Origin of the sequence: Cupriavidus oxalaticus, assembly GCF_038900635.1 — a bacterium.
GTDB lineage: Bacteria > Pseudomonadota > Gammaproteobacteria > Burkholderiales > Burkholderiaceae > Cupriavidus > Cupriavidus oxalaticus_B.
Map to the genome: position 1 here is coordinate 330,422 of NZ_JAYMRX010000001.1, position 26,514 is coordinate 356,935.

Annotated in this window: 23 protein-coding genes; 8 read left to right on the forward strand and 15 right to left on the reverse strand. The window is 65.5% G+C overall.

What is annotated here, in order from left to right; translation table 11 throughout:
• Window positions 1-276 precede the first annotated feature (276 nt).
• From gltA to VSR71_RS01585, 7 genes are all read right to left on the reverse strand, one after another.
• Window positions 277-1,578 carry a citrate synthase gene (gene gltA, locus VSR71_RS01555; protein ID WP_342912189.1) on the reverse strand — a complete coding sequence of 434 codons (1,302 nt, stop codon included), beginning with the start codon at window positions 1,576-1,578 and terminating at the stop codon, window positions 277-279.
• A gap of 43 nt (window positions 1,579-1,621) precedes the next feature.
• The gene (locus VSR71_RS01560; RefSeq protein WP_116322295.1) at window positions 1,622-1,909 is read right to left on the reverse strand and encodes a succinate dehydrogenase assembly factor 2; all 288 of its coding nucleotides are present in this window, start codon (window positions 1,907-1,909) and stop codon (window positions 1,622-1,624) included.
• A gap of 78 nt (window positions 1,910-1,987) precedes the next feature.
• Window positions 1,988-2,689 (reverse strand): succinate dehydrogenase iron-sulfur subunit, encoded by a 702-nt coding sequence (locus VSR71_RS01565; RefSeq protein ID WP_135705162.1) that lies wholly within the window; start codon window positions 2,687-2,689, stop codon window positions 1,988-1,990.
• Window positions 2,690-2,723: 34 nt separating this feature from the next.
• A complete protein-coding gene (sdhA, locus tag VSR71_RS01570; RefSeq protein ID WP_342912190.1) occupies window positions 2,724-4,502 on the reverse strand; it encodes a succinate dehydrogenase flavoprotein subunit in 1,779 nt (592 codons plus the stop codon).
• Between the two features lie 3 nt (window positions 4,503-4,505).
• A complete protein-coding gene (gene sdhD / locus VSR71_RS01575; RefSeq protein ID WP_116324062.1) occupies window positions 4,506-4,871 on the reverse strand; it encodes a succinate dehydrogenase, hydrophobic membrane anchor protein in 366 nt (121 codons plus the stop codon).
• A gap of 11 nt (window positions 4,872-4,882) precedes the next feature.
• Window positions 4,883-5,290 (reverse strand): succinate dehydrogenase, cytochrome b556 subunit, encoded by a 408-nt coding sequence (gene sdhC, locus VSR71_RS01580; protein ID WP_342912191.1) that lies wholly within the window; start codon window positions 5,288-5,290, stop codon window positions 4,883-4,885.
• Window positions 5,291-5,571: 281 nt separating this feature from the next.
• On the reverse strand, window positions 5,572-6,450 hold the full coding sequence (locus VSR71_RS01585; protein ID WP_342912192.1) for a GntR family transcriptional regulator: 879 nt from the start codon (window positions 6,448-6,450) through the stop codon (window positions 5,572-5,574).
• A 431-nt stretch (window positions 6,451-6,881) separates the two neighbouring features.
• Between VSR71_RS01585 and VSR71_RS01590 the strand changes: the two genes are divergently transcribed.
• The 7 genes from VSR71_RS01590 to VSR71_RS01620 all read left to right on the forward strand — a co-directional run bounded on the left by VSR71_RS01590 (window position 6,882) and on the right by VSR71_RS01620 (window position 15,615).
• Window positions 6,882-7,865 carry a malate dehydrogenase gene (locus VSR71_RS01590; RefSeq protein WP_342912193.1) on the forward strand — a complete coding sequence of 328 codons (984 nt, stop codon included), beginning with the start codon at window positions 6,882-6,884 and terminating at the stop codon, window positions 7,863-7,865.
• A gap of 126 nt (window positions 7,866-7,991) precedes the next feature.
• Window positions 7,992-8,972, forward strand: a complete 981-nt coding sequence (locus VSR71_RS01595) for an HpcH/HpaI aldolase/citrate lyase family protein (protein WP_342912194.1) — start codon at window positions 7,992-7,994, stop codon at window positions 8,970-8,972.
• Between the two features lie 45 nt (window positions 8,973-9,017).
• Window positions 9,018-10,199 carry a bifunctional 2-methylcitrate synthase/citrate synthase gene (prpC, locus tag VSR71_RS01600; RefSeq protein ID WP_342912195.1) on the forward strand — a complete coding sequence of 394 codons (1,182 nt, stop codon included), beginning with the start codon at window positions 9,018-9,020 and terminating at the stop codon, window positions 10,197-10,199.
• A gap of 167 nt (window positions 10,200-10,366) precedes the next feature.
• The gene (locus VSR71_RS01605) at window positions 10,367-10,942 is read left to right on the forward strand and encodes a hypothetical protein (protein ID WP_342912196.1); all 576 of its coding nucleotides are present in this window, start codon (window positions 10,367-10,369) and stop codon (window positions 10,940-10,942) included.
• Between the two features lie 292 nt (window positions 10,943-11,234).
• A complete protein-coding gene (gene acnA, locus VSR71_RS01610; RefSeq protein ID WP_342912197.1) occupies window positions 11,235-13,952 on the forward strand; it encodes an aconitate hydratase AcnA in 2,718 nt (905 codons plus the stop codon).
• A gap of 202 nt (window positions 13,953-14,154) precedes the next feature.
• Window positions 14,155-14,304 (forward strand): hypothetical protein, encoded by a 150-nt coding sequence (locus tag VSR71_RS01615; protein WP_209760010.1) that lies wholly within the window; start codon window positions 14,155-14,157, stop codon window positions 14,302-14,304.
• Between the two features lie 108 nt (window positions 14,305-14,412).
• Complete coding sequence (locus VSR71_RS01620; protein WP_342912198.1) at window positions 14,413-15,615, forward strand: DUF2863 family protein; 1,203 nt, start codon at window positions 14,413-14,415, stop codon at window positions 15,613-15,615.
• 67 nt (window positions 15,616-15,682) lie between these two features.
• Here VSR71_RS01620 and trmB read toward each other — a convergent pair whose 3' ends face one another.
• The gene (trmB, locus tag VSR71_RS01625) at window positions 15,683-16,360 is read right to left on the reverse strand and encodes a tRNA (guanine(46)-N(7))-methyltransferase TrmB (protein WP_342912199.1); all 678 of its coding nucleotides are present in this window, start codon (window positions 16,358-16,360) and stop codon (window positions 15,683-15,685) included.
• Window positions 16,361-16,495: 135 nt separating this feature from the next.
• Between trmB and VSR71_RS01630 the strand changes: the two genes are divergently transcribed.
• A complete protein-coding gene (locus tag VSR71_RS01630; protein WP_342912200.1) occupies window positions 16,496-18,133 on the forward strand; it encodes an ABC transporter substrate-binding protein in 1,638 nt (545 codons plus the stop codon).
• A gap of 246 nt (window positions 18,134-18,379) precedes the next feature.
• Here the strand turns inward: VSR71_RS01630 and VSR71_RS01635 are convergent, their stop codons facing one another.
• The 7 genes from VSR71_RS01635 to VSR71_RS01665 form a co-directional block, all read right to left on the reverse strand.
• Entirely contained in the window at window positions 18,380-19,264 is an 885-nt protein-coding gene (locus VSR71_RS01635) for a spermidine synthase (RefSeq protein WP_342912201.1), read from the reverse strand.
• A gap of 47 nt (window positions 19,265-19,311) precedes the next feature.
• On the reverse strand, window positions 19,312-20,064 hold the full coding sequence (locus VSR71_RS01640; protein ID WP_342912202.1) for a tetratricopeptide repeat protein: 753 nt from the start codon (window positions 20,062-20,064) through the stop codon (window positions 19,312-19,314).
• A 161-nt stretch (window positions 20,065-20,225) separates the two neighbouring features.
• On the reverse strand, window positions 20,226-21,356 hold the full coding sequence (locus VSR71_RS01645) for a PLP-dependent cysteine synthase family protein (RefSeq protein ID WP_342912203.1): 1,131 nt from the start codon (window positions 21,354-21,356) through the stop codon (window positions 20,226-20,228).
• Between the two features lie 126 nt (window positions 21,357-21,482).
• Window positions 21,483-21,920 (reverse strand): universal stress protein, encoded by a 438-nt coding sequence (locus VSR71_RS01650; RefSeq protein ID WP_342912204.1) that lies wholly within the window; start codon window positions 21,918-21,920, stop codon window positions 21,483-21,485.
• Between the two features lie 217 nt (window positions 21,921-22,137).
• Window positions 22,138-22,641: a DNA-deoxyinosine glycosylase gene (locus tag VSR71_RS01655; protein WP_342912205.1), complete on the reverse strand. Its 504-nt coding sequence runs from the start codon at window positions 22,639-22,641 to the stop codon at window positions 22,138-22,140.
• Between the two features lie 205 nt (window positions 22,642-22,846).
• Window positions 22,847-24,757, reverse strand: coding sequence for a molecular chaperone HtpG (gene htpG / locus VSR71_RS01660; RefSeq protein ID WP_342912206.1), 1,911 nt, complete (start codon window positions 24,755-24,757; stop codon window positions 22,847-22,849).
• A 138-nt stretch (window positions 24,758-24,895) separates the two neighbouring features.
• On the reverse strand, window positions 24,896-26,443 hold the full coding sequence (locus VSR71_RS01665) for a PLP-dependent aminotransferase family protein (RefSeq protein WP_342912207.1): 1,548 nt from the start codon (window positions 26,441-26,443) through the stop codon (window positions 24,896-24,898).
• Window positions 26,444-26,514: the final 71 nt, after the last annotated feature.

Below are 26,514 nucleotides of genomic sequence, written 5' to 3' on the forward strand. Positions count from 1 at the left end.
GCCGGAGGGGTGGCCCGGCTGCCGTCGGCAAAGCAGCCCGCATTATAGGGTCAAATTTCCTGCACTACGCAACAATCGCACAATAAATGCGGAACCCCATTGGGAAAACGCGACACAATTTTCCACTAATTGCGCTCCCGACCATTCGAGGTGCAATTTCCTGCCCTTGCCGGCATTGCGCCGCACAACGCACGCCGGCGCAGAAAAGACAAACGCCCCGGCGGGCCGGGGCGTTTGCAATTGCTGCACTGCGCAGCGGATCGGATGAGCCTGCGCTCAGCGCTTGGCCACGTCCGGCACGTCGCGAGTGGCGGCGCCGACGAACAGCTGACGCGGACGGCCGATCTTGTATTCCGGATCGGTGATCATCTCTTCCCACTGCGAGATCCAGCCCGGGGTGCGGGCCAGCGCGAAGATGCAGGTGAACAGCGAGGTCGGGATGCCCAGCGCGCGCTGGACGATGCCCGAGTAGAAGTCGACGTTCGGGTACAGCTTGCGGCTGACGAAGTACTCGTCTTCCAGCGCGATCTTTTCCAGCTCCATGGCCAGCTTGAACAGCGGGTCGTTGTGCAGGCCCAGCTCGTTCAGCACTTCATGGCAGGTTTCGCGCATCAGCTTGGCGCGCGGATCGTAGTTCTTGTACACGCGGTGGCCGAAGCCCATCAGGCGCACGCCCGAGTTCTTGTCCTTGACCTGCTTGATGAACTCGCCGATGTTATCGACGCTGCCGATCTCTTCCAGCATCTTCAACGCGGCTTCGTTGGCGCCGCCGTGGGCCGGACCCCACAGGCAGGCCACGCCGGCGGCGATGGCGGCGAACGGGTTGGTGCCCGACGAACCGGCCAGGCGCACGGTCGAGGTCGAGGCGTTCTGCTCGTGGTCGGCGTGCAGGATGAAGATACGGTCCAGCGCGCGCTCGAGCACCGGGTTCACGGTGTAGGGGGCGCACGGCGTGCCGAACAGCATGCGCAGGAAGTTGCCCGAGTAGGACAGGTCGTTCTGCGGATAGATGTACGGCTGGCCGATGTTGTACTTGTACGCCATGGCGACCATGGTCGGCATCTTGGCGATCAGGCGGATGGCCGAGATCTCGCGCTGGTGCGGATCGTCGATATCCATCGCGTCATGGTAGAACGCGCTCATGGCACCCACCAGGCCGGTCAGCACGGCCATCGGGTGGGCATCGCGGCGGAAACCGCGCATGAAGAACTGCAGCTGCTCGTGAACCATGGTGTGGTTCATCACGTGGCCGACGAATTCTTCCTTCTGCTTGGCGTTGGGCAGCTCACCCTTGAGCAGCAGGTAGCTGGTCTCGAGGTGGTCGCACTTCTGCGCCAGCTGCTCGATCGGGTAGCCGCGGTACAGCAGCTCGCCCTTGTCGCCGTCGATATAGGTGATCTTGGAATTGCACGAAGCCGTCGACATGAAACCGGGGTCGTAGGTGAACTTACCGGTTTGTCCGTACAGCTTGCGAATGTCGATCACGTCCGGGCCAACGGTGCCCGTATAAATCGGCAGCTCAACGCTGGGGGAACCATCGGAGAACGATAGCGTGGCTTTCACATCGGACGGCGTCATGTCGGATCCTTCAAATGCTGTGAATAATAATGTTGACCAAAACTCAGACCGAACGCAGCAGGTTCACTACGCGCTGCATCGGGGGCGTGTCGAGCTCACCGTCCAGTTCCTTGCGGGCAAGGAGCAGGTCCATCAACTCGTTGTCGCTGAGTTCGAACAGCTGGCTCAGCGCGGCCACATCCTCGTCGGACAGGCTCTCCTCGTAACGGTTGAAAAAACGTTCGACGATGATGTCGTTCTCCAGCAGGCCGCGGCGCGCGCGCCAGCGCAGCCGTGCGCGCTTGTGCGGATCGGCCTGATGGGAGAAGGTGGTGGCAGGACTCTCAGTCATGGCTTCCTACTTTCGGTGCGCCCGCCAGATATAGCCGCTCTGGCTGACGCACCGCTTACTACTTAGACAGCCGCAGGATCACACCGCGCGGCGGACCATCAGCTCCTTGATCTTGCCGATGGCCTTGGTCGGGTTCAGACCCTTCGGGCACACATCGACGCAGTTCATGATGCTGTGGCAGCGGAACAGGCGATACGGGTCGTTCAGGTTGTCCAGGCGCTCGCTGGTGGCCTGGTCGCGGCTGTCCGCGATGAAGCGGTAAGCCTGCAGCAGGCCGGCGGGGCCGACGAACTTGTCCGGGTTCCACCAGAACGACGGGCACGACGTCGAGCAGCTGGCGCACAGGATGCACTCGTACAGGCCATCCAGCTCGTCGCGCTCTTCCGGCGACTGCAGGCGCTCTTTCTCGGGCGGCGGCTCGTCGTTGATCAGGAACGGCTTGATCGAGTTGTACTGCTTGAAGAACTGCGTCATGTCGACGATCAGGTCGCGCACCACCGGCAGGCCGGGCAGCGGACGCAGCACGATGCGGTCCGGCAGCTCGCGCATGTTGGTCAGGCAGGCCAGGCCGTTCTTGCCGTTGATGTTCATCGCGTCCGAGCCGCACACGCCTTCGCGGCACGAACGGCGGAACGAGATGGTCTCGTCCAGCTTCTTCAGCTTCACCAGCGCGTCCAGCAGCATGCGCTCGTGGCCGTCGAGCTCGACCTCGTAGGTCTGCATGCGCGGCGCCGCATCCTTGTCCGGATCGTAGCGGTAGACTTCGAAAATACGCTTCATTTCTGTGGGTCCTGTTGTCTCTACGATGCGGTGCTCAGAAGGTACGGGCCTTCGGCGGCACGCTTTCCACCGTCAGCGGTTCCATCTTCACCGGCTTGTAGTCGAGACGGTTGCCTTCGCTGTAGAACAGCGTGTGCTTGAGCCAGTTCTGGTCGTCGCGGTTGGGGAAATCGCTGTGCGCGTGCGCGCCGCGCGATTCCTTGCGGGCGGCCGCCGAGATCATGGTGGCCTTGGCCACTTCCACCAGGTTGGCCACTTCCAGGGCTTCCACCAGCGCGGTGTTGAAGACCTTGGACTTGTCCTTCAGGTGGATGTTGTCGGCACGCTCGGCCACTTCCAGGATGCGCTCGACGCCTTCGTCCATCAGCTTCTGCGTACGGAACACGCCGGCATGCGACTGCATGTTCTTGCGGATGTCGTTGGCGACGTCCTGGGTGTATTCGCCCGACGACGTGGCCTGCAGCTTGGCCAGGCGCGACAGCGCCAGGTCAGCGGCATCGGCCGGCAGCGGCTTGTGTTCCTTCTGCTTCAGGTTCTGCGCAATGATGTGGTTGCCGGCGGCACGGCCGAACACCACCAGGTCGAGCAGCGAGTTGGTGCCCAGGCGGTTGGCGCCGTGCACCGACACGCACGAGCATTCGCCGATCGCGTAGAAACCGTTCAGGACTTCGTTCGGGTTGCCGTTCTTCGGCACCACGACCTGGCCGTGGTAGTTCGTCGGAATGCCGCCCATCTGGTAGTGGATGGTCGGGACCACCGGGATCGGTTCCTTGATCGCGTCGACGTTGGCGAACTTCATGCCGATTTCGCGGATCGACGGCAGGCGCTTCATGATGGTCTCGGCACCGACGTGGGTCAGGTCGAGCAGCACGTAGTCGCCGTTCGGGCCGCAACCACGGCCTTCCTTGATTTCCTGGTCCATCGAGCGCGAGACGAAGTCGCGCGGCGCCAGATCCTTCAGCGTCGGCGCATAGCGCTCCATGAAGCGCTCGCCATCCTTGTTGCGCAGGATACCGCCCTCGCCACGCACGCCTTCGGTGATCAGCACGCCCGCGCCGGCCACGCCGGTCGGGTGGAACTGCCAGAACTCCATGTCTTCCAGCGGCACGCCGGCGCGCGCAGCCATGCCCAGGCCATCACCGGTGTTGATGAAGGCGTTGGTCGACGCGGCGTAGATACGGCCGGCACCGCCCGTGGCGAACAGCGTGGTCTTGGCTTCGAGGATGTAGACCTCGCCGGTTTCCATTTCCAGCGCGGTCACGCCCAGCACGTCGCCGTCCTGGTCGCGGATCAGGTCCAGCGCCATCCATTCGACGAAGAAGTGGGTCTTGGCGCGCACGTTGCGCTGGTACAGCGTGTGCAGCAGCGCGTGGCCGGTACGGTCGGCCGCGGCGCAGGCGCGCTGCACCGGCTTCTCGCCGTAGTTGGCGGTGTGGCCGCCGAACGGACGCTGGTAGATGGTGCCATCCGGGTTGCGGTCGAACGGCATGCCGAAGTGCTCGAGCTCGTACACGACCTTCGGCGCTTCCCGGCACATGAACTCGATCGCGTCCTGGTCGCCCAGCCAGTCCGAGCCCTTGATGGTGTCGTAGAAGTGATAGTGCCAGTTGTCCTCGCTCATGTTGCCCAGCGAGGCACCGATGCCGCCCTGCGCCGCCACCGTGTGCGAGCGGGTCGGGAACACCTTGGACAGCACGGCCACGTTCAGGCCGGCTTCCGCGAGCTGGAGGGATGCGCGCATCCCGGCGCCGCCAGCACCGACGATGACCACGTCAAAGCGGCGACGCGGCAATCCAGTCTTGACTGCGACCATTTATTACACCCTCCAGAGAATCTGAGCAGCGTAGCCCGCGCAACCGACGAGCCACAGAATCGTAAGAACTTGCAGCACCAGGCGCACCGCCATCGGCCTCACATAGTCCATCCAGATGTCGCGCACGCCGATCCAGGCGTGATACAGCAGCGACAGGATGGTCAGGAACGTGATGATCTTCATCCACTGGTTGGCGAAGAGCCCCGCCCACGCTTCATACGAAGCGCCGTTCGACAGCAGGAAGGCAATGGCCAGGACCACGGTGAACACCACCATGATCACGGCCGTGACGCGTTGCGCGAGCCAGTCTTTCAGGCCGTAGTGGGCACCGACGACCAGACGCTTGGGACCGATATTGTTATTTGCCACCGTGATTCTCCTCAGAACAGGCCGAACAGCTTCAGGCCGAAAATCAGGGTAAGCAGCAGGCTGACAACCAGCACGCTGATGGCAGACTTGGCCGAAGCGGGCTTGGAGACACCGACGTGCACATCCAGCAGCAGGAAGCGGATACCAGCGCAGAAATGATGCAGATAACCCCAGATCAGGGCCAGAACAACCAGCTTGACAAAGCCGCCGGACAACAGGGCCGAGAACTTTGCGAAGCTCAGTTCGGAGGTGATGCTCTGCTCGAACAGATACAGGACGAAGGGAAGGAGGAGGAACATCAAGGCACCGCTCGCGCGATGCAGGATGGATACCTTGCCGGCCCAGGGCAACCGGTATTTCGCGATCTGCGAGATACCGATATTCCGGAACTCCGGCCTGGCTTGTTTGGCTTCAGCCATGCGAGACCCCAATTAGCGGTAAACAAAGAAACGAGACTGCCATTGCCTGCATGCAACGGGATGCACTGAGGCAAATCCACGAGATTTTAGCGCCTTTGTTGCGCGCTGCACCAATAATTTTCAGCTATCGCGCCACAACTTGCGCCACCCGACAATCGCACACCATGCACATGACACGGCAATTGCCACGCAACATTCACCTGCGCTGCGCAACAGGCCGCACCACCATCACAAATGCCGCAATAATCGCAGCCGGCACGGGATCACGCCGGCTCCCAGACTCAACTCAGGTCGTTCTGATAATAGTGTTTCGTCGTCACATACAACCCGCGGCGCACCTCTACAGGGCGATCGCCGTAGGTATAGGAAACGCGCTCGACCGACAACAGCGGCGAGCCCACTGGCACGGACAGCAACTCGGCCGCTGTCTCGTCGGCGGCCACGGCGCGGATCTTTTCCGAGGCGCGGATCATGCGCGTACCGAACTCGGCCTCGAACAATGCATACATGGGCCCCTTCCACTCGGTCAGCTTTTCCGCGGTGAGGCCTTTGAAGTTGGCGCCCAGCAGCCAGATCTCGTCGAGCACGGTCGACTCGCCGGAGAAATTCAGTACACGGCGGATCTGCACCACGCTGTCGCCGGTGCGGATATCGAGCAGCCTTGCGATCTCGGCGGGCGCGCGCAGGCGCTTGCACTCCAGCACGTGGCTGGCGCCGTAGTGGGGCTCGCCTTCATCGGGGACGAGGCGCAGGAAACGGAACTTGACCACGTCCTCGTGGTGCGTGGTCACGAAGGTGCCCTTGCCCTGCCGGCGCGCCACCAGGTTCTCCGCGGCGAGTTCGTCGATGGCCTTGCGCACCGTACCCTGGCTTACCTTGTAGCGTGCCGCCAGCTCCATTTCGCTGGGGATCATCTCGCCCGGCTTCCACTCGCCGGACTGCAGGCTGCGCATGATGAGCGCCTTGATCTGCTGATACAGCGGGCTGAAGGTGGGCGACGGCGCGGTGTGCGCCTGGGCGGAGGCCTGGGGCGCAGGAGATGACGACGGCACGGGCGAGGCCGACGAAGGCGGCTGCGTCCCGGCGCCAGGGGTGGCCGCGCCAGAGTCCTGCGCGCCGGGGACGGCAGCGCCGGAGAGGGACGTAGACAGGGAGGACATAGCCGGGATTTCACCACAAAAGGGCGGCGGGCGCCAGCCTGACGTTAATTGTCTTATGTCTTATATAAGACATATGAATTGACAGCCCGTGAGGCCGGGCCTACACTCGCGCTGGTCCACGCCTGCGAATGCCGTGAATGCCGTGCTCGTGCCGCCGGCGGATGCCTTTCCCGGCACCCTCCCCCGCGGCCCAGACTGGAAATCGGTCTGGAAATGGCGGCTCGCTTCGCAGTAGACTTACGCTTCGTTGCATCACCATGACCCGTTGTGGCTCATCCTCACCGGTTCCGCCCCGTGGCCCCGCCACCTGGTTCCGGCGGACGGCCGCTCCCCGCTGTGGCGACAACCAGCATCCGGCGTGCGCGCCGCCTTGAGTTGGCGACGGCGTGCCGCCGACCGGCTACCCCCTTCTATCGTTTGGAGATTTACTCATGGCTAAAGCCCCAATGCGCGTCGCAGTGACCGGCGCCGCTGGCCAGATCGGCTACTCCCTGCTGTTCCGCATCGCCAACGGCGACATGCTGGGCAAAGACCAGCCGGTCATCCTCCAACTGCTCGACCTCCCGCAAGCCCAGGCCGCCGTCAAGGGCGTGGTGATGGAACTGGAAGATTGCGCCTTCCCGCTGCTGGCCGGCGTGGTCATCACCGATGACCCCAAGGTCGCGTTCAAGGATGCCGACGTGGCCCTGCTGGTTGGCGCCCGTCCGCGCAGCAAGGGCATGGAGCGCAAGGACCTGCTCGAAGCCAACGCCCAGATCTTCACGGTGCAGGGCAAGGCGCTGGACGAAGTCGCCAGCCGCAATGTCAAGGTGCTGGTGGTCGGCAACCCGGCCAACACCAACGCCTACATCGCCATGAAGTCGGCACCGAACCTGCCGCGCGAGAATTTCACCGCCATGCTGCGCCTGGACCACAACCGTGCCCTGTCGCAGATCGCCGCCAAGACCGGCAAGCCGGTGTCGTCGATCGAGAAGATGTTCGTGTGGGGCAACCACAGCCCGACCATGTACGCCGACTACCGCTACGCCACCGTCGACGGCGCGAGCGTCAAGGACATGATCAACGACCCGGTGTGGAACAACGACGTATTCCTGCCGACCGTCGGCAAGCGCGGCGCCGCCATCATCGAGGCCCGCGGCCTGTCGTCGGCTGCCTCGGCTGCCAACGCCGCCATCGACCACGTGCATGACTGGGTGCTGGGCACCAACGGCAAGGTCGTCACCATGGGCATCCCGTCGAACGGCGAGTACGGCATCCCCGCCGACACCATGTTCGGCTACCCGGTGACCTGCGCCAACGGCAAGTACGAGATCGTCAAGGGCCTGGAGATCGACGCCTACAGCCAGGAAAAGATCAACATCACCCTGAACGAACTGGAAGAAGAGAAGGCCGGCGTGCAGCACCTGCTGGGCTGATCTTCGACGCGTTCCTGGAAAGACCGGGGTTCCGCAACGATTCAAGAATCGGCGCGGACCCCGGTTTTTTCATATTGGGGCGCTATGATGTGCTCTCCCGTCCAACCCTAACCTGCCTGAAATCCCGTGCATCCATCCGAGGTCTTGTTCCAGGGCGAAGCCATCCCGGTCCAGTTGCCGGTGTGTGACCACTATGCGGGCAGCGAAAAGCTGATGCGCAAGTCGCTTGCCCTGCAGCAAGAGCTTGGGCCAGTCTTCGATATCACCTTCGACTGCGAGGACGGCGCAGCCGTCGGCCACGAGCGCGAGCACGCAGAGCTGTGCGCGCAACTGGCCAACAGCGCGCTGAACGCGCACAACCGCGTCGGCGTGCGCATCCATGACCCCGCCCACCCGAGCTGGCGCCAGGATGTCGACGTGCTGGTGCGCGCCGCCGGCGCGCGGCTGGCCTATGTGGTCGTACCCAAGGTGACCGACGTGGTCGAGGTCGCGCGCGTCACCGACCATGTCAACCAGGTGGCGCGCAATGCCGGCATTGCCCGCCATATTCCGATCCATGTGCTGATCGAGACACACGCCGCACTCGAACAGGCCTTCGACATCGCCGCGCTGGTACAGGTGGAGTGCCTGAGCTTTGGCCTGATGGATTTTGTCTCGGCGCACCATGGCGCGATCCCTGGCGATGCCATGCGCTCGCCGCAGCAGTTCGAGCATCCGCTGATCCGACGCGCCATGCTGGAAATCTCCGCTGCCTGCCACCGCCATGGCAAGGTGCCGTCGCACAACGTCAGCACCGATGTGCAGACACCGCAGCGGGCTGGCGACGACGCGCTGCGCGCGCGCGCCGAGTTCGGCTACCTGCGCAAGTGGAGCATCCATCCGGGCCAGATCGCGCCGATCGTCGCCGCCTTCCGTCCGGGCGCGGAAGAAATCGGCGCCGCCAGCCAGATTTTGCTGGCGGCCCATGAGAACAACTGGGCGCCGATCCGCCACGACGGCCAGCTGCACGATCGCGCCAGCTACCGCTATTACTGGTCGCTGCTGCAACGCGCCCAGGCCACCGGCACGCCGCTGCCGGACAACGTGGAAGCGCTGTTCTTCGCCTGACACCGCCACAACAACAAATCCCGGACGCGACCGAAGGAGACCCGGATGTCCGCTTCGAAGACCGCAGCAGCGGCCGCCACGACAGAGCCCGCGGCACCGAAAGCCAAGAAATCCGTCGCGCTATCCGGCGTTGCCGCCGGCAATACCGCGCTGTGCACGGTTGGCCGCACCGGCAACGACCTGCACTACCGCGGCTATGACATCCTCGATGTCGCCGACGCCTGCGAGTTCGAGGAAATCGCCCACCTGCTGGTGCACGGCAAGCTGCCGACGAGGTCCGAACTGGCCGCCTACAAGGCCAGGCTGAAGGCGCTCCGCGGCCTGCCCGCCAACGTCAAGCTGGCACTGGAATGGGTTCCGGCCAGCGCCCACCCGATGGACGTGATGCGCACCGGCGTGTCGGTGCTGGGCACCGTGCTGCCGGAAAAGGAAGACCACAACGCCCCGGGCGCGCGCGATATCGCCGACCGCCTGATGGCCAGCCTCGGCTCGATGCTGCTGTACTGGTACCACTACAGCCACAACGGCCGCCGCATCGAGGTGGAAACCGACGACGATTCGATCGGCGCCCACTTCCTGCACCTGCTGCACGGCGAAAAGCCGTCGGCGCTGTGGGAACGCGCCATGAACACGTCGCTCAACCTGTACGCCGAGCACGAGTTCAACGCCTCGACCTTCGCCGCGCGCGTGATCGCCGGCACGGGCTCGGACATGTACTCGTCGATCGCCGGCGCGATCGGCGCGCTGCGCGGCCCCAAGCACGGCGGCGCCAACGAAGTCGCGTTCGAGATCCAGAAGCGCTACGACAGCCCGGACGAGGCCCAGGCCGACATCACCCGCCGCGTCGGGAACAAGGAAGTCGTGATCGGCTTCGGCCACCCGGTGTACACCACCGGCGACCCGCGCAACCAGGTGATCAAGGAAGTGGCGAAGAAGCTGTCGAAGGATGCCGGCTCGATGAAGATGTTCGACATCGCCGAGCGCCTGGAGACGGTCATGTGGGACATCAAGAAGATGTTCCCGAACCTGGACTGGTTCAGCGCGGTTAGCTACCACATGATGGGCGTGCCGACCGCGATGTTCACGCCGCTGTTCGTGATCGCGCGCACGTCCGGCTGGGCCGCGCACATCATCGAGCAACGCATCGACAACAAGATCATCCGCCCCAGCGCCAACTACGTGGGCCCCGAAAACCTCAAATTCGTGCCGATCGGCAAGCGTAAGTGAACCCGGACTAACCGGACACCCCGATTATGTAACCAAAGGCCAGCGTACTTCGCGGGCTCGGGCAAATCGTAGAGAATAGCGGCGGACTTTCCTCCCAGGCGCCGCCTGATGTGACGGCGGCGAACGACAAACAGACCAGATTTCAGAACCCGAGAGGCACTCACAAAATGAAACATCTCATACTTGCCGCCTGCATTGGCGCGTTCAGCCTGACCACCGCCACCGCCGTGATGGCGCAGGAGCCGGCCAAGCAGACCACCAAGAAGAAGTCCTCGACCAAGAAGAAGGCGGCAGCCGGCACCGCCGCCGCTGCCGGCGCCGCCGCCGCTGTCACCCCGACCGGTGAAAAGTGGCAGTGCGAGCTGGGCAACAGCATCTATATCTCCGGCGACATGCTGCGCGACGAAGTGCTGACCGTGCACTGGCAAGGCCGCGACTACAAGCTGCCGCGCCAGGCCACCGTGACCGGCGCCGACCGCTACTACGACGCCCGCACCGGCCTGGACCTGGTGGTGATCCCGAGCAAGGCCATGCTGTTCAACAAGAACCTGGGCCAGCGCCTGGCCGACGACTGCCAGAGCACCGCCATGCAGGCAGGCGCCGCGGCCCCGACCCAGGCCGGCGGCCTGCGCGCCCCGGTCACCTCCCCGTTGCTGGTCACGCCCCCGGGCGGCCCGACGGTCCAGCCGCAGCAGGCCCAGCAGCCTGACGCGACCCAGCAGAGCGCGGCACCGAAGCAATAAATCAGTACAGGGTGCCGGCGGCCGCCTGAATTCCGGCCGCCGGCGCCCTTTTTGCCTTGCAGGCGGGGCAACCCGCCGGGGGCGCGCTGTCGCGCCGTGGGGAGTCATGGCCGAGGCCCGGCCGATCGAAACCGGGTGGCGGCAAAGCCGCGCGGCGGTTAGAGTATGCAGTTGCAGTGCGCTGCCGACCTCGGACCGCGGTCACATGCCGCGGCAGCGCACAGGGGTCTGAATCCAGTTTCAGAGGTCCGAGCCAAATGCCATCGCATCATCCTTCGATCGGAGTACGGCAATGCCCCACAACCTCAAGAACACGCTAAAAGAATTCAAGATCGGCGCTTCCGGCAAGGGCCAGTTCTATTCCCTGCCGCAGCTGGCGCAAGAACTGGACCTGGACCTCGGGCGCCTGCCGGTATCGATCCGCGTCGTGCTGGAAGCCGTGCTGCGCAACTGCGACGGCAAGAAGGTTACCGAAGAACACGTCAGGCAGCTCGCCGGCTGGAAGCCGAATGCCGAGCGTGTCGACGAAATCCCGTTCGTCGTGGCCCGCGTGGTGCTGCAGGACTTCACCGGCGTGCCGCTGCTGGCCGACCTGGCCGCGATGCGCAATGTGGCCGAGAAAATGGGCCAGGATCCCAAGAAGATCGAGCCGCTGGTGCCGGTCGACCTGGTGGTCGACCACTCGGTGCAGGTCGACCATTTCCGCGAAAAGAAGGCGCTGGACCTGAACATGCAGCTGGAATTCCAGCGCAACAACGAGCGCTACCAGTTCATGAAGTGGGGCATGCAGGCGTTCGATACCTTTGGCGTGGTGCAGCCGGGCTTCGGCATCGTGCACCAGGTCAACCTGGAATACCTGGCGCGCGGCGTGCACAAAAAGGATGGCGTCTACTACCCTGACACGCTGGTCGGCACCGACTCGCACACCACCATGATCAACGGCATCGGCGTGGTCGGCTGGGGCGTCGGCGGCATCGAGGCCGAGGCCGGCATGCTGGGCCAGCCGGTGTACTTCCTGACGCCGGACGTGGTCGGCGTGGAGCTGACCGGCCGCCTGCGCGAAGGCGTCACCGCCACCGACCTGGTGCTGACCATCACCGAGATGCTGCGCAAGGAGAAGGTGGTCGGCAAGTTCGTCGAATTCTTCGGCGAAGGCACGGCCGGCCTGTCGGTGCCGGATCGCGCCACCATCGGCAATATGGCGCCGGAGTACGGCGCGACCATGGGCTTCTTCCCGGTCGACGAAAAGACCATCGATTACTTCCGCGGCACCGGCCGCACCGACGAGGAAATCGACGCGTTCGAAGGCTACTTCCGCGCCCAGCAGATGTTCGGCATTCCCCAGGCCGGCGACATCGACTTCAGCAAGACGCTGAAGCTCGACCTGTCCACGGTAGCGCCGTCGCTGGCCGGGCCAAAGCGCCCGCAGGACCGCATCGAGATCGGCAACGTCAAGAGCACGTTCGCGTCGCTGTTCAGCAAGCCGGTGGCCGAGAACGGCTTCAACAAGGATCCCTCCGAGCTGAATCAGCCCTACAGCACCAGCAATGGCATTGAAGTGAAGAACGGCGACGTGCTGATCGCCGCGATCACCTCGTGCACCAACACCTCCAACCCGAGCGTGCTGCTGGCGGCTGGCCTGCTGGCCAAAAAGGCGGTCGAAGCCGGGCTGGAAGTGGCGCCGCACATCAAGACTTCGCTGGCGCCGGGCAGCCGCGTGGTCACCGAATACCTGCAGGCCGCCGGCCTGCTGCCGTACCTGGAGAAGCTGGGCTTCGGCGTGACCGCCTACGGCTGCACCACCTGCATCGGCAATGCCGGCGACCTGACGCCGGAGCTGAACGAAGCCATCATCAAGAACGACCTGGTCGCGGCCGCGGTGCTGTCGGGCAACCGCAATTTCGAGGCCCGCATCCACCCCAATATCCGCGCCAACTTCCTGGCTTCACCGCCGCTGGTGGTGGCCTATGCCATCGCCGGCAATGTCACGCGCGACCTGATGACCGAGCCTGTCGGCAAGGGCAAGGCCGGCCGCGACGTCTGGCTGGGCGATATCTGGCCGACTTCGGAGGAAATCCACGCGCTGATGAAGTTCGCGATGGACGCCAAGACCTTCAAGGGCAACTACGAGCAGGTCAAGAAGCCGAGCAAGCTGTGGGGCGCGATCCAGGGCACCAAGGGCCAAGTCTACGACTGGCCCAAGTCGACCTACATCGCCGAGCCGCCCTTCTTCCAGGATTTCAGCCTGGAGCCGTCGGGCGCCTCGGCCAGCGTGCGCGGCGCGCGCGCGCTGGGCATCTTCGGCGATTCGGTGACCACCGACCATATCTCGCCTGCCGGCTCGATCAAGGACACCTCGCCCGCGGGCAAGTACCTGCAGGCGCATGGCGTGCTCAAGGCCGACTTCAACAGCTACGGCTCGCGTCGCGGCAACCATGAGGTGATGATGCGCGGCACCTTCGCCAACGTGCGCATCAAGAACCTGATGATCCCGCCCAAGTCGGACGGCGCGCGCGTGGAAGGCGGCATCACCATCCACCAGCCCACCGGCGAGCAGATGTCGATCTACGACGCCGCCATGAAGTACATCGCCGAGGGCACGCCTACGGTGGTGTTCGGCGGCGAGGAGTACGGCACCGGCTCGTCGCGCGACTGGGCGGCCAAGGGCACGCAGCTGCTGGGCGTGAAGGCCGTGGTAGCGCGCAGCTTCGAGCGCATCCACCGCTCCAACCTGGTCGGCATGGGCGTGCTGCCGCTGCAGTTCAAGGGCAGCGACAGCGCGCAGACTCTGGGTATCACCGGCAACGAGACCTTCGACATCGAAGGCACGGGCTTGGACAACCCGGGCGACCTCAAGCCGCAGCAGGACCTGGTGCTGGTGATCAAGCGCGCCAACGGCGACGTGCAGCGCGTGCCGGTGCTGCTGCGCATCGACACGCCGATCGAGGTCGACTACTACAATCACGGCGGCATCCTGCCGTTCGTGCTGCGCCAGCTGCTGGCCGCCTGACGCTCGCGCCTGGCCCATGCAAACGCCGCCACCCAGGCGGCGTTTGTCATGGCGCGCATGGTGCGGCGCCGGAATCACCCGCGCCGTTTCTCGCGCGTGTAAGTTCCACGCAAGGCAGTGCTGCCACACTGTGTCGCAAAGAACATTGGTCGCAATGACCCGGAGCGGGGCCACCCCGCTTCAGACAGACACTGGAGACAACATGGCAAAGATCATCATCGCATTCGTCGTCGTTGCCGGCGCGGCCCTCTACCTGCTGACCAAGGGCGGCAGCGACGTGTCGATTTCCGGCGAGCAGCACGGCGTCGAGACCCATGCGCCGGCGGCGCCGGCGGCCAGCGAACAGAAATAAGAAAGAGCCTTCGGCCTCGCCAGGGACAAGTCGCGCCGCATTGCGCGGCCGCCTTGTCAACGCAACGAGTAGAATACCGTTTTACGCATAAACGGACGGTTTCTTTCTATGGCAGGTTTTCGCCCCAAGGCTTCCCCACGTCTTTCGCCCGACGCCGAGCGGCTGGTGGCCGATGCGCTCGCCCTCGACGCATCGGGCAGCCGCATGGAGGATGGCTACTGGGAACGGCGGCTCTCGCAGCGCCTGGGCCGCCTGCTGAAGAACGGTAGCCAGACCGCGCTGGACGCGGCGCTGGAACACCTGTTCAAGCACAACGCCGACGCCTCCGACGTGCTGGCCGAGCAGGCCGAGACGCTGGCCGAATCGGCCACCATCGAGGTCGACGGCCAGCGCTACGACGCGCTGCTGATCGCCGCGCCAATCCTGGCGCACACGCGATACGCCATCCCCTCCGGCGCGCTCAAGCCGGAGCTCTCCCAGACGCTCGCCGTGCATTTGCAGGCACATGTACTGGCTTCCGACACCAAGGTGGCGCTGTCGCCGTACCTGTACAGCATCGACCAGTTGCCGCGCACCCACAGCGACACGTTTGCGCTGACGCACAAGCTGGCCGCGGCAGCGCTGGCCGGCTCGGTGCCCAAGGTTGACTTGCGCGACCTGCCCGAGACCGCGCCGATCCTGGCCGACCCCCGCTACCTGCTGGCCGTGGTGGTAGCCCCGCACGAGCAGGCGCTGTTCCGCTGGCAGGAAGACGCCAAGGAGCACCATGCCGAGCGCTCGGTGTGCCTGGAGCAATGGCGCAGCCAGGTCCAGCCGTCGGTGGCGCTGCTGCTGCCGGGCTGCGAGTTCGAGCTGCTGCTGCCCGACGCCTTCTTCCTGTCGTGCCGCGAATCCGACAAGAGCATCCGTCCGCTGACCGTGCGCGCCGCCGTCAACTACCTCGCCGGCACGCTCGATATCTCCGCCGGCCAGCTGGCCGCGGTGGTGGCCGCGTTCGGCGAGGAAGTGGTCGAGGAATACCGCGTCGGCTTCACCATGCGCGGCGAAAAGGATGTGATCTACGGCATCGTCTGGCCGGTGTACGGCCGCGAAGCCGGCGAAGTCGATGCCGACGAGAAGGGCAATCCGCTCGAGCAGATCTGCGAAGAATTGCGCAATGCCGGCGTGGAAGATATCTTCCGCCACGCGGCGCTGTTCGATCCGGAATACTGCGAGGACTGCGGCACGCCGCTGTATGCCGACCGCAATGGCGAGATCGTGCATGCGGAACTGCCGGAAGACGCGCCGACGCAGCAGCCGCTGTTCCACTGAAATCCTGCGCCCGCGCAAGCAAACGGCCCGCATCGCGGGCCGTTTGCTTTTGTCTTGCCGGCTGTCCTCAGGTGCTGCGCTCGCTGACGCAGCGCCAGAGCCCATGCCCCGATGCCGCGTACTTGCGCTCGAACGGCGTCATCGCCTGCACCGGCTGCCACGGCTCGACCACCTGCGCCGGACGCCCCACCAGCGCCAGCGCCTGCGCGAACTCGTCGATATAGACCCGCCAGTTGCTGCGGCACTCCAGGTAATCGCCGCACGCCGCCAGCGCCGGGAACACCGCATGGCCCTGCCAGCGCCGCCCCAGGTGGCCGATCTTTGGCCACGGATTCGGGTACAGCACGTAGTGGCGCGCCACCGGCACCGCGTCGGCCTGCAGCATGCGCCAGACATCGACCAGGTCGGCCCGCGCCCAGCTGAAATTGGCCGGCATTGCCGCCTCGCCCCACCAGTCCTTGCCCGCGGCCAGGCGCTTTTCGGACTGGTCGACGCCGATCACGTAGTGGTCCGGGAATGACGTCGCCAGGCGCAGCGTGCTTTCGCCCACGCCGCAGCCGGCATCCAGTATCAGCGGCACGCCGCCGGCCTGCTGCCAGTTGTCGAGCGCTATGCTCAGCGCGCGGCGGCTGGCTTCGCCGATCGGCTTGCGGAATGGTTCGGACAGGTGGCGCGCGACACGCGCGCCCAGGTGCTCGTGGACATCGGACTGCGCCGAGACGATGGTGCGGGAATTGGCAAACATGGCCCCATTTTACCGGTGCCGAACCCGGCAGCCGTGCATCGGAGGCTGCAACCATGCCACTTTAGCGGCACAATGCGGGACAAACCGCCTGAGAACCCGTCCGCAAGCGCCGGACCCGTACGAGGAGCCAGTCCCATGCCATCGACAACCGCCACGCCCCGCCAGCCCGTCCGCCAGGCCGCTTTCCACAGGCTGTTCCACGCCACCGCCGCGCTGGTGCTGGGTAGCGCCGCCTGTGCCGCCGTGGCGCTGGTGCCGGCCGGCGCCGCCCATGCCGAGGACCTGCGCATCGGGCTTGCCGCCGACGTCACCTCGATGGACCCGCACTGGAACAATTCCGGCCCCAACAATGCGATCGCGCTGCATGTCTTCGAGTCGCTGGTGTTCATGGACAAGAACGCCCGCTATATCCCCGGCCTGGCGCTGTCATGGAAACCGGTCAACGCCATCACCTGGGAAATCAAGCTGCGCCCCAACGTGAAGTGGCACGACGGCTCGCCCTTCACCAGCGAAGACGTCAAGGCGTCGCTGGAGCGCCCGGACAAGCTGACCAACAGCCCCGGCTCGTTCACCAGCTACACCAAGCCGATCGCCCGCATCGACACGCCCGATCCGCTGACCGTGCGCCTGACCATGAGCGTGCCCAATTACGCCAACCTGGCCAACGACCTGAACAGCGTGCCGATCATGCCGAAAAAGGTCGCCGCCACGCTGACGCAGGCCGATTTCGACTCGGGCAAGGCCATGATCGGCACCGGGCCGTTCAAGTTCGTGCGCTTCGCGCGCGGGCAGGAAATCGTAATGGAGCGCAATCCCAACTACTGGGGGCCCAGGCAGGAGTGGGACCGCGCGGTGTTCCGCATCATCACCGACAACGGCGCGCGCAGCGCCGCGCTGCTGGCCGGCGATGTCGACGTGATCGAGAGCGTGCCGTCGGCCGACGTTGCCAAGCTCAGGCAGAACCCGAAGTTCAAGATCGAGCAGCAGGTGTCGTGGCGCACCATCTTCTGGCAAATGGACCAGTCGCGCGACAACCCACCCTTCGTCACCGACAAGGCCGGCAAGCCGCTGGGAAAGAACCCGTTCAAGGACGCGCGCGTGCGTGCCGCGATCAGCAAGTCGCTGAACCGCGACGCCATCGTCAGCCGCATCATGGAGGGGCTGGCGGTGCCGGCGTCGTCGATCGTGTCGCCGCAGATCTTCGGGCATCCGGGCACCAAACCCGAAGCCTATGACCCGGACGGCGCCAAAAAGCTGCTGGCCGCCGCGGGCTACCCGGACGGCTTCGGGCTGACGCTCCACGCCACCAACAACCGCTACCTGAACGATGCCGCGGTGGCGCAGGCCACCGCCAGCATGCTGACGCGCATCGGCATCCAGACCAAGGTCGAGACCATGCCGGTGGCCGCCTACTTCACGCGCGCGCGGCAGGGCGAATTTGCCTTCCAGATGCTGGGGTGGGGTTCGGCGGCGGCGGATGTGGCGCTGCGCTCGATCACGGGCACGCCCAATCCCAAGACAGGGTATGGCACGTGGAACTGGGGCAAGTACAGCAACCCGCAGCTGGACCAGCTGATCGAGAAATCGCTGACCACCGTTTCCAGCGAGAAAGCGCGCGAAGAGAACGCGCGCACCGCGGCAAAGTTCGCGTTGGCCGACCACGCGATCATTCCGTCGCACAGCCAGCTGGCGATGTGGGCGATGAAGAAGGGACTGAAGTATGAGGCGCGGACGGACGAGTGGTCGCTGGCGCAGTTCTTTCACAAGGAGTGAGGGCGTCCGCCTGCTGGCGGTTTGCTCCCCTCTCCCGCTTGCGGGAGAGGGGCCAGGGGTGAGGGCCGGAATGTCAAAGGCTGACTCCCGTGGGTTTAAACCGTTGGCCTTGCTTGATGTGATACCTTGCCAGACCACCCCTCACCCCAACCCTCTCCCCTGAGGGGAGAGGGAGAACACCTTGCTTAGGCGAGTTCGGGCGGCTTGGGCGCACCCAACACCGCTCTCCCCTTTTTGCGTTTTCGCTTAGATCCTCAACCGCTCTTCCTGCCGCGCATTCGCCGCGCGCAGCTTCTGGACCCAGTCCCGCGCCGGCAACCCCGTGGTGTTCTCGACCACGTCGGCGCGCGCTTCCAGTACTTCCCACGCCACATCGATCTCCGGGCCATTGAACGCCATCGCGATGATGTTGCCGTCATGCACCTCCGGGAACACCAGCACGCGGTTGTCGAAGGCTTCGCAGATGCGCTCGATATTCTTCGGGAAGCTGTCGTGGTCGCCGAACAGGTTGATGGTCATCACGCCCGGCGCCTTCAGCGTGCGGCGGCAGGCACGGTAGAACGCGGTGGTGTCGAGCACCGGGCCGCGCGCGGTGGCGTCATACAGGTCCACCTGCAGCACGTCGATGGCGCCGGCGTGGGTGCCGTCCATCACGTAGTCCCATGCGTCCTGCTCGCGCACGGTCAGGCGCGCGTCGTCCTGGCGCAGGCCGAACATGCTGCGCCCGGCAATGATCACCGCCGGGTTCAACTCGACCGCGGTCACGCGCGCGCGGCTGAACTGGCGGTGGCAGAACTTGGTCAGCGCCGCCGCCCCGAGGCCGAGCTGCACCACGTGGAACTCATCCACCGAAGGCGACAGGAACAGCAGCCAGGCCATCATCTGCTGTGCGTATTCCAGCTCGATCGCATCCGGCTTGCGCAGGCGCATCGCGCCCTGCACCCACTCGGTGCCGAAATGCAGGTAGCGCACGCCGTCCAGCTCCGAGAAGGTCACGGGCGCAAAGCGCGGCGTCATGCGTTTTTCTTCGCGAGCAGTGCCAGCGCCAGGTTCCTGGCCACGGCTGCGACTGCCACGTGCCGGACGGCGCGAGGCCACGGCTTCAATCGATTTGCGTTTCAGTAGGGTCATATTGTCTAGAAATACACGGCTGCCATACCCGGCCGCCGGCAAGCCACTTACTTGCCCAACGCCGCCTGCGCGCGCTGCAGCCACTCGCGGTTGTGTTCGCGGGCATGGCGCGGCCAGTGGCGGGCGTCGTGGACGATTTCGGCATAGAGTTCGCGCGCGCGTTCGCGGTCGGCGGCATCGGGCTGCGCTGCCAGCCAGTCGGCGAACAGGCAGCGCGGCGCGACATCGCTGGCGCTGGTCAGGGCCTGCTCGAACGCGGCGCGCGCGCCTGGCGCGCCGGTGGCAGCCAGCGAGCGAGCATACAGCAAGGCGGGGTCGGGCTGCTGGCGCGCATGCGGGCTGGCGGCGAAAAGCTTTTCCAGCGTCGCCAGCGCCGCGGCCGCATCGCCAGTGGCAAACTGCGCCTGGGCCAGCCCCAGCAGCAGCGCCGGATCGGACGCGAACGGGCCGTTGGCCGCGGCCTGGTAGTGCTGCAGCGCCTCGGCCGGCTCGCCGGCTTCGAGCAGCGCGGCGCCCAGGCGCATGCGGTGCGCCACAGTCGGTGCACGGTCAAAATCGGTGCGGGCCTCGCGCACCGCGCGGTTGGGGTCGACCAGCTGCGAGATGGCGCGCGTGGCCACGCGCGCGCCGCGCGACTGGCGCAGCTCGGGCAGGAAGATGGCAAAGAAGTAGACCAGGCTGCCAAGCCCAGGGAACAGGAACAGGATCAGCAGCCAATACATGTTCTGGTGCGTGCGCACCGCATGCACGGCGAAGAACAACGCAACGATGATATGGATGCTGATACCGAAGATACGCATGGATAAGTCACCCTATGGGTCGTATGGGTCGTATGGGTCGTATGGGTTCGTATGGAGGTCTTATGGGGGCCGTATGGGGTCATCAGTCGGGCAAAGGGCCGGCGCCCAAGCGCTGGCCGCCGGCATTTTGACAGAAAGGCGGCGGCGCGATTCCCCTGCCTTCAGCCCGGAATGCCGGCGCCGGCCGGCTGCAGCCCCGCCACCGCCTGCGGTGTAAGCACCGCCTCGCCTTTCACCGCGCGCGCCACTAGCGCATCGGCGGCGTCGATGGCGATACGCTGCTCGGCATACCAGTCTTCGTCGTAATAGGTATTGCCATAGCGATCGCCGCTGTCGCACAGCAGCGCGACGATCGCACCGGCCTGCCCTGCCGCCCGCATCTGCTGCGCCAGGTACAGCACGCCGACGAAGTTGGTGCCGGTCGAGCCGCCGACGCGGCGGCCGAAGCGCCTGGCCAGGTAGCGCATGGCGGCGAAAGACAGCGCATCGGGCACCTTCAGCATGGCGTCGATGCAACTGGGGATAAACGAGCGCTCCACGCGCGGCCGGCCGATGCCCTCGATGCGCGATCCGGCTGGCAGCGACAGGTCCGGTTCAGGCTTGCCCGCCAGGCAGCTGCGGAAATAATCGAAGAACACCGAATTCTCCGGATCGGCGCACAGCACGCGCGTCTTGTGGCGGCGATAGGCGACATAGCGGCCGAGCGTGGCGATGGTGCCGCCGGTGCCGCCGCTCGACACCAGCCAGGCCGGTACCGGGTGCTCCTCCTCCGCCATCTGCTTGAATATCGACTCGGCGATATTGTTGTTGGCGCGCCAGTCGGTGGCGCGCTCGGCGTAGGTGAACTGGTCCATGAAATGGCCGCCGGTTTCCTGCGCGATGCGGTGCGACGCGGCATAGATCTCCGACGGGCTGTCGACAAGGTGGCAGCGCCCGCCATAGAACTCGATCGCCTCGACCTTGGCGCGCGACGTACCGGCCGGGATCACCGCCACGAACGGCAGCCCCAGCAGCCTGGCGAAATATGCCTCGGAAATCGCGGTCGAGCCGCTGGACGCTTCCACCACCGTGCTGCCCTCATGCAGCCAGCCATTGCACAGCGCATACAGGAACAGCGAGCGCGCCAGCCGGTGCTTCAGGCTGCCGGTCGGGTGGCTGGATTCGTCCTTGAAGTAGACACGAATGTCCGGGTAGCCCGGCAAATCCAGCGGTATCAGGTGGGTGTCCGCGGAGCGGTTGAAATCCGCCTCGATCTTGCGGATGGCTTCATGGGTCCAGTCGGAAAGTGGCATGGCGGCATGCGGGCACGGTGGCCGGGCATTGGGACAGGTCGTCAGCATGCCAGAAGCGTCCGCTGCCGGCAAAAATATGGCCCCGCGCCAGCCCGCAAGCCGGCGGCTGACGGCAAGGCCGCAAGCTTACCGGTAGACCAGCACCGGGATCTTGCTGTGCGTCAGCACCTTCAGGGTCTCGCTGCCGATCAGCAGCCCCTGGACTCCGCGTCGCCCATGCGAGGCCATCACGATCAGGTCGCAGCCCTTTTCTTCGGCGGCCTTGATGATGGCTTCGTAGGGATGGTCATTGACGGCGTACGTGGTATCGCACTTCACGCCTGCGGCGCCGGCCTCGTCGGCCAGGCCGCGCAGGTAGCGGGTGGCATCTTCCCACGCCTGCTTCACGTAAGTCTCGCGGGTGTCCTCCAGCATTTCGACCTGGTAGGTCAGCACATGGTAGTTCGGACAGACGCGCACCGCGGTGATCTGCGCCCCTGTTTCCCGAGCCAGCACGATAGCCTTGCGGAATGCGGATTCAGACAGGTCGGAGCCATCGACCGCCAGCAGGAGATGCTTGAACATGATTGCCTCCTTGCTCGCCAATTACGCTCACTTTCGATGCATCATCGCCTCGCGGCCGAAAGTGTGAGCCGCAAGTCGCACGACAAGGAGCGACCGATACCCCCGGTTTCGAATGATTCGTCACTCGATTGCAGTATAGGGTCGCCATGGCCCACGGCAATACGGGATGCATCACACATGCGATGCACCAAAATCGAGGGGCGCCGGGCGAGCCGGACTACGCCACCAGTGCGCGCCACAGCGCCAGCTTCTGCTCGAAACTGCGCGCGGCGTGCGCGGGACTGGATGAAGGCAGCACCACCGTCTGATAGCCCTGCGCGGCAAACTGCGGCGCGAAACGACCGGATGTGCCGCCGTTGAAGCCGACGCGCTCGAGCGTGGGTGCCAGCTGGCGCAGCCGCGTGAAATCGTTCGCCTGCGGATAGCGGATATTGCTGTCCAGGCTGCCTTCGCGCATGCACGCGCCAAGCACGTCCCAGACGCCGATGCGATGGGCCAGCAGCCGCACCAGCCGCTCGGCATACGGCAGCGCCGGCATCGGTTCGCCGGTGAGCGCGGCCATCAACGGCCAGAACTGGTTGCGGGGATGGGCGTAGTACTGGCGCGCTGCCAGCGACGCGGCGCCTGGGAAGCTGCCCAGCACCAGCACGCGGGTGTGGGTGTCGATGACGGGCGGCAGGCCCTGGTGAAGGTCGGGTTGCGGGGGGACGGTGTCGGGCATGGCAAAGGGCTCGGGCTGCTGGTCGACCACGACAGGCAATGCGAACAGCCGCGAGTGTTGTCTCCCCTCTCCCATTTATGGCGTAGGGGCGGGGGAGAGGGCCGGAGTCTCCACGAAGTGAAACGCCTCGGTGCTTGCCATGCGCCTGCCCTCTCCCCCGGCCCCTCTCCCGCGCGCGGGAGAGGGGAGCAAGACAGCCGCGCCCTCAGGCCAGCAGCTTGTTCACCCGCTGCACGTAAGCCGCCGGGTCTTCCAGCATGCCGCCTTCGGCCAGCAGCGCCTGGTCGAACAGCACCTGCAGGCGGTCGCTGAAGGCATTGCCCGATTCCTCGCCTTGCAGGTCGCGCAGCTTCTTCACCAGCGCATGCTCGGGGTTCAGTTCCAGGATCGGCTGCGCATCCGGCGCCTTCTGGCCGGCCTGCTTCAGCAGGCGTTGCAGGTAGCCGCTCATGTCGCCCTCGTCCGACACCAGGCACGATGCGGACTCGGTCAGGCGCAGCGTCACGCGAACATCCTTGGCCTTGCCGGCCAGCACGGTCTTGGCGCGCTCGACCACGTCCTTCCAGTCGGCCTCGGCCTTTTCCTGTTCGGCCTTCTCGGCTTCATCCGCCAGCTTGCCCAGGTCGAGGTCGCCGCGCGCCACCGACACCAGTTCCTTGCCGTCGAATTCGCGCAGGAACGACAGCATCCACTCGTCGACGCGGTCGGTCAGCAGCAGGACTTCGATGCCCTTCTTGCGGAACACTTCCAGGTGCGGGCTGTTCTTGCCTGCGGACCAGGTATCGGCCGTGACGTAATAGATCTTGTCCTGGCCTTCCTTCATGCGGCCGACATAGGCGGCCAGCGACACGTTCTGCTCGGCGGTGTCGTTGTGGGTCGACGCGAAGCGCAGCAATTTGGCCACACGCTCCTGGTTGGCCTGGTCCTCGCCGGCGCCTTCCTTCAGCGCCTGGCCGAACTGCTGCCAGAAGGTGTCGTACTTGGCGCGTTCGGCTTCGTCTTCACTGTCTGCCAGCGATTCGAGCATCGACAGCACGCGCTTGGTGCAGCCCTCGCGGATCGCCTTGACGTCGCGGCTTTCCTGCAGCAGTTCGCGCGACACGTTCAGCGGCAGGTCGGCGGAATCGACCACGCCCTTGACCCAGCGCAGGTAGCCCGGCAGCAGCTGCTCCGCGTCGTCCATGATGAAGACGCGCTTGACGTACAGCTTCAGGCCGGCCTTGTGGTTGCGGTCCCACAGGTCGAACGGCGCGCGCGCCGGGATGTAGAGCAGCTGGGTGTATTCGCTGCGCCCTTCCACGCGGTTATGGGTCCAGGCCAGCGGCGTCTCGTTGTCGTGCGCGATGTGCTGGTAGAACGCGGTGTACTGCTCGTCGGTGATGTCGGACTTGTTGCGGGTCCACAGCGCGCTGGCCTGGTTGACGCTTTCCCACTCGTCGGTGCGCTTGTAGCTGCTGGCCTCGGCGTCCCACACTTCCTTGGGCATGCGGATCGGCAGCGAGATGTGGTCCGAATACTTCTGGATGATGCTCTTCAGACGCCAGGCCGACAGGAAATCGTCCTCGCCCTCGCGCAGGTGCAGCGTGATGGTGGTGCCGCGCTCGGCGCGCGAGATCGCGTCGACGGTGAACTCGCCGTCGCCGGTGCTTTCCCAGCGCACGGCTTCCTCGGCGCCCACGCCCGCGCGGCGGGTTTCCACCGTGACCTTGTCGGCGACGATAAAGGCCGAGTAGAAGCCCACGCCGAACTGGCCGATCAGCGCGGCGTCCTTCTGCTGGTCGCCGGACAGCTGCTGGAAGAATTCCTTCGTGCCCGAGCGTGCGATGGTGCCAAGGTTGCGGATCGCCTCGTCGCGGCTCATGCCGATGCCGTTGTCGGTGATCTTCAGCGTGCGCGCCTGGGCATCGGCCTCGATGCGGATGGCCAGGTCGGCGTCGTTTTCCAGCAGGGAGGGATTCGCGATCGCCTCGAAGCGCAGCTTGTCAGTGGCGTCCGAAGCATTCGAGACCAGCTCGCGCAGGAAGATTTCCTTGTTGCTGTAGAGCGAGTGGATCATCAGGTGCAGCAGTTGCTTCACTTCCGCCTGGAAGCTCATCGTCTCGTGCGGTGCGGTCATGGTTCTCCTTTTGAATCTCGAAAACAGGGGAATCGGGGATGGTCGGGTGGCCGTCGGGGGCCGGTGCCGCCAGAAATAGGGGCGCCCGGGCCATTTTTCAAGGCCCGGGGATTGCAACGGGTACAGCGAAAAGTCGGCTCAGAGCCGTTCCAGCTGGCGCGCCAGGAAGCGCAGCATGTCTGGATCGCCGCTGCTGGCGACGTTGAAGCGCATCCACCCCGACGGCATCTGCGACGGCGAGAACAGGCTGCCCGGGGCGAACAGGTAGCCCTCTTCATGCCCGGCGGTGGCGATGGCATTGGTATCGCGCCCGGTATCGGCCCACAGGTACATGCCGGCGTGCTGGCCCGGGAACAGGCGCAGGCCCAGCCGCTCCAGCTCGCGCCGGGTCTCGTCGCGGGCGCGGTCCAGCCGGGTGCGCACGCGTTCGACGTGCTTGCGGTAGTGCCCCTCGGTCAGCACCTTGTACAGCACCCGCTCGTTGATCTCGGGCGAGGCCAGGCCCGCCAGCAGCTTGCTGTCGGTCAGTGCCGATGCCATCTCCGGGTGCGCGGCGATAAAGCCCACGCGCAGGTTGGCCGCCAGCGTCTTGGAAAAGCTGCCCAGGTAGATCACCCGGCGCAACTGGTCCAGGCTGGCCAGCCGGGTGGCGGCGTGGCCGGGCGGGCACAGGTCGCAGTAGATATCGTCCTCGACGATCAGGAAGTCGTACTGCTCGGCCAGCTTCAGCAACTGGAACGCCTTGGCGGCGGACAGCGAGGTCCCGGTCGGGTTGTGCAGCACCGAGTTGATCACGAACAGCTTCGGCCGCCGCGCCTGCACGATGCGCTCCAGCGCCTCCAGGTCCGGCCCCTCGGCGGTGTACGGCACGCCGATCACCTGCGCGCCCTGCGCGGCAAAGCGGGCGAACATCACGAACCACGCCGGGTCGCCGACCAGCACCGCGTCGCCGGGCTGAAGGTAAAGACGAGCGATCAGGTCGAGCGCCTGGGTGATGCCGGAGGTCAGCACGATCTGCTCGGCGCCGGCGCGGATCTCCAGCTCCTCCAGCCGGGTGCGCAGCTGCTGGCGCAGCGGCAGGAAGCCCTGCGGCGTGCCGCTGGCCAGGAAATGGTTGCCCGGCTGGCGTCCCAGCCCGCGCAGCGCGCTGGCGATCAGCTCGCCATCGAGCCACTCGTTGGGCAGGAAGCCCAGCCCCGGCGCCTTGTGCGCCTCGGCGGTATGGAACATGCTGCGCAGCAGCCAGGTGACGTCGATGTTGCGCGCCTCGGCCGCGTTGGACGACACCGGCGCCGCGGGGGCGGCCGGCGCGCGCTCGCGCACGTAGAAGCCCGAGCCGCGCCGCGATTCGAGGTAGCCGAGCGCCACCAGCCGCTCATAGGCCTCGACCACGGTAAAGCGCGAAATGCCTTTTTCCTGCGCCAGCTGGCGGATCGACGGCATGCGCATGCCGGCGCGGAACACGCGTTCGTCGATGCGCATGCGGGCCCATTCGGTCAGTTGCTCGACCAGCGTCATCTGCGCCGACGGGATCGGGTCGGGCAGGCGCTCGGTGGGCGGCAGCACCAGGCGCAGCGGGCGTCCGCCCGACGGTGCGGAGACCGGTGCGGAGGTGCCGCGCGCACCGCTTCCGCTATGCTGGGGGCTCGCGGCAGAGGAATCCGCGTCCCGGGTGTTCGCATCCATGTGCTGCTCCTGCAACTGTACTGAAGACGATCCGCAGAACTGTACCGGTACTGTACCGACTACCTTGTCTA

Coding starts and splice junctions, on each gene's coding strand:
- gltA (WP_342912189.1), bottom strand. CDS start 1,578: ATGACGCCGTCCGATGTGAAAGCCACGCTATCGTTCTCCGATGGTTCC.
- VSR71_RS01560 (WP_116322295.1), bottom strand. CDS start 1,909: ATGACTGAGAGTCCTGCCACCACCTTCTCCCATCAGGCCGATCCGCAC.
- VSR71_RS01565 (WP_135705162.1), bottom strand. CDS start 2,689: ATGAAGCGTATTTTCGAAGTCTACCGCTACGATCCGGACAAGGATGCG.
- sdhA (WP_342912190.1), bottom strand. CDS start 4,502: ATGGTCGCAGTCAAGACTGGATTGCCGCGTCGCCGCTTTGACGTGGTC.
- sdhC (WP_342912191.1), bottom strand. CDS start 5,290: ATGGCTGAAGCCAAACAAGCCAGGCCGGAGTTCCGGAATATCGGTATC.
- VSR71_RS01585 (WP_342912192.1), bottom strand. CDS start 6,450: ATGTCCTCCCTGTCTACGTCCCTCTCCGGCGCTGCCGTCCCCGGCGCG.
- VSR71_RS01590 (WP_342912193.1), top strand. CDS start 6,882: ATGGCTAAAGCCCCAATGCGCGTCGCAGTGACCGGCGCCGCTGGCCAG.
- prpC (WP_342912195.1), top strand. CDS start 9,018: ATGTCCGCTTCGAAGACCGCAGCAGCGGCCGCCACGACAGAGCCCGCG.
- VSR71_RS01605 (WP_342912196.1), top strand. CDS start 10,367: ATGAAACATCTCATACTTGCCGCCTGCATTGGCGCGTTCAGCCTGACC.
- acnA (WP_342912197.1), top strand. CDS start 11,235: ATGCCCCACAACCTCAAGAACACGCTAAAAGAATTCAAGATCGGCGCT.
- VSR71_RS01615 (WP_209760010.1), top strand. CDS start 14,155: ATGGCAAAGATCATCATCGCATTCGTCGTCGTTGCCGGCGCGGCCCTC.
- VSR71_RS01620 (WP_342912198.1), top strand. CDS start 14,413: ATGGCAGGTTTTCGCCCCAAGGCTTCCCCACGTCTTTCGCCCGACGCC.
- trmB (WP_342912199.1), bottom strand. CDS start 16,360: ATGTTTGCCAATTCCCGCACCATCGTCTCGGCGCAGTCCGATGTCCAC.
- VSR71_RS01630 (WP_342912200.1), top strand. CDS start 16,496: ATGCCATCGACAACCGCCACGCCCCGCCAGCCCGTCCGCCAGGCCGCT.
- VSR71_RS01635 (WP_342912201.1), bottom strand. CDS start 19,264: ATGACCCTACTGAAACGCAAATCGATTGAAGCCGTGGCCTCGCGCCGT.
- VSR71_RS01640 (WP_342912202.1), bottom strand. CDS start 20,064: ATGCGTATCTTCGGTATCAGCATCCATATCATCGTTGCGTTGTTCTTC.
- VSR71_RS01645 (WP_342912203.1), bottom strand. CDS start 21,356: ATGCCACTTTCCGACTGGACCCATGAAGCCATCCGCAAGATCGAGGCG.
- VSR71_RS01650 (WP_342912204.1), bottom strand. CDS start 21,920: ATGTTCAAGCATCTCCTGCTGGCGGTCGATGGCTCCGACCTGTCTGAA.
- VSR71_RS01655 (WP_342912205.1), bottom strand. CDS start 22,641: ATGCCCGACACCGTCCCCCCGCAACCCGACCTTCACCAGGGCCTGCCG.
- htpG (WP_342912206.1), bottom strand. CDS start 24,757: ATGACCGCACCGCACGAGACGATGAGCTTCCAGGCGGAAGTGAAGCAA.
- VSR71_RS01665 (WP_342912207.1), bottom strand. CDS start 26,443: ATGGATGCGAACACCCGGGACGCGGATTCCTCTGCCGCGAGCCCCCAG.